Raw genomic sequence first — 2,068 nt, forward strand, 5'->3', positions numbered from 1 at the left:
GGACGGGCGCGGTGGCGGCACGGCACCAGCGGCAGCGGCGGAAGACCAGCTCGGGGCCGGGCTGCTCGACGGCGGGTGCCCCGGAGGGCGCGGTGGCGACAGGATTCATGGCGGCTCCTCCCGGTCCGGGCCAGGGCGCGCGCAAAGCGGCCGCCGGTGCCCGATCGACACGACACCGGGAGCGTATGGCACTGAGTGCCAATCGGTAAAGGCACTGAGTGCACGCTGTCGCACCGGGCCCCATGGACGCTCGAATCGATTGCTTAAACAATTGAATCGAGCGTGTTTCCTTGCTCACGCGCTCCATACCTGCCTACAGTCAGGGCTCTCCCCCCGGACCCCCGACTCTGAGGTACCGCCATGGACCGCACCCGACTGCAGCACCTCCTCGCCCGCGAGAGCGCCGAGGCCGAGCGCCGCAATCCGCGGTCGAAGGCCGCCTACGCACGCGCCGACCACCTCTTCGGCCGGGTTCCGATGACCTGGATGAACAAGACCGCCGGCACCTTCCCCCGCTACCTCGGCACCGCGAACGGCGCCCGGATCACCGACATCGACGGCCACGAGTACATCGACTTCTGCCTCGGCGACACCGGCGCGATGGCCGGCCACTCCCCCGAGGCGGTCGCCGCCGCCGTGCAGCGCCGCTTCGCCGAGCAGGGCGGCGCGACCGCGATGCTGCCCACCGAGGACGCCGAGTGGGTGGGCGCCGAGCTGACCCGCCGGTTCGGGCTCTCGCACTGGAGCTTCTCGCTGACCGCCACCGACGCCAACCGCTGGGCGATCCGCCTCGCCCGCGCCGTCACCGGCCGCAGCAAGATCCTGGTGAACAGCTACAGCTACCACGGCAGCGTCGACGAGTCGCTGATCGTCGTCGGCCCGGACGGCCGCGGTGCCTCCCGCCCCGGCAACGTCGGCGCGCCCTGCGACGTCACCCTCACCAGCCGGGTCGCCGAGTTCAACGACCTCTCCCAGCTGGAGCGCGAGCTCGCCCACGGCGACGTCGCCGCCGTCCTCATGGAACCCGCCCTCACCAACATCGGCATCGTGCTGCCGGAGCCCGGCTACCTGGCCGGCGTCCGCGAGCTGACCCGCCGGCACGGCGTGCTGCTCATCAACGACGAGACGCACACCTTCTCGGCCGGCCCCGGCGGCTGCACCGCCGCCTGGCTCCTCGAACCCGACATGCTGACCATCGGCAAGGCCATCGGCGGCGGCATCCCGGCCGGCGCGTACGGGCTCTCCGCCGAACTCGCGGACCGGCTGCTCGGCCGCTCCGACCTCGACCTGGTCGACATGGGCGGCGTCGGCGGCACCCTGGCCGGCAACGCGCTCTCCGTCGCCGCGATGCGCGCCACCCTGGAGCACGTGCTCACCGACGACGCCTTCGAACGCATGGGCAAGCTCGCCGAGCGCTTCGAGGCCGGCGTCCAGCAGGCGATCGACGCGCACGGCCTGCCCTGGTCGGTCAGCCGGCTCGGCGCCCGCACCGAGTACCGCTTCGCCAGCCCCGCCCCCCGCACCGGCACCGCCTCCTCCGAGGTCGCCGACCCGGAGCTGGAGGACTTCCTCCACCTGTACCTGGCCAACCGCGGCATCCTGATGACGCCCTTCCACAACATGGCCCTGATGTGCCCCGCCACCACCGAGGCGGACGTGGACGCGCACACCGACGTCTTCTCCGTCGCCCTGGCCCAGCTCATCGGCTGACCCCCGTCCGCCCGCAGGCCGCCGGCACCCTCCTCGGGCCGGCGGCCTGACGGTAGGGTGCGGAGGTCGACGGACCGAGGAGTTGCGAATTTGGACGAGATCGACCGGGCCATCCTGCGCGAGCTGCAGACGGACGGCAGGATCGCGTACGCCGACCTGGGCCCCAAGGTGGGCCTGTCGGCCTCGGCCGCCCGGCAGCGGCTGCAGCGGCTGATCGACGCCAAGGCCGTCCAGGTCGTCGGCGTGACCGACCCGATGGCCATGGGCGGGCAGGCGATGGCCATGCTCGGCATCATCTCCGCTAGTGTCCCATCCGGTCGGTGCCTCAACTGCCCGTCCGTCCCCAGGGTTTTCCTGC

2 protein-coding genes are annotated in these 2,068 nt (G+C 72.2%); both read left to right on the forward strand.

What is annotated here, in order from left to right; genetic code table 11:
* The first annotated feature begins 360 nt into the window (after nt 1-360).
* A complete protein-coding gene (locus tag ABZ641_RS34605; RefSeq protein ID WP_344622951.1) occupies nt 361-1,710 on the forward strand; it encodes a transaminase in 1,350 nt (449 codons plus the stop codon).
* 90 nt (nt 1,711-1,800) lie between these two features.
* Nucleotides 1,801-2,068, forward strand: a 268-nt coding sequence (locus ABZ641_RS34610; protein ID WP_359988319.1) for an AsnC family protein, incomplete at its 3' end; no start/stop codon positions are given.

This window comes from Kitasatospora sp. NPDC007106, from assembly GCF_040634455.1.
Taxonomy (GTDB): Bacteria; Actinomycetota; Actinomycetes; order Streptomycetales; family Streptomycetaceae; genus Kitasatospora; species Kitasatospora arboriphila.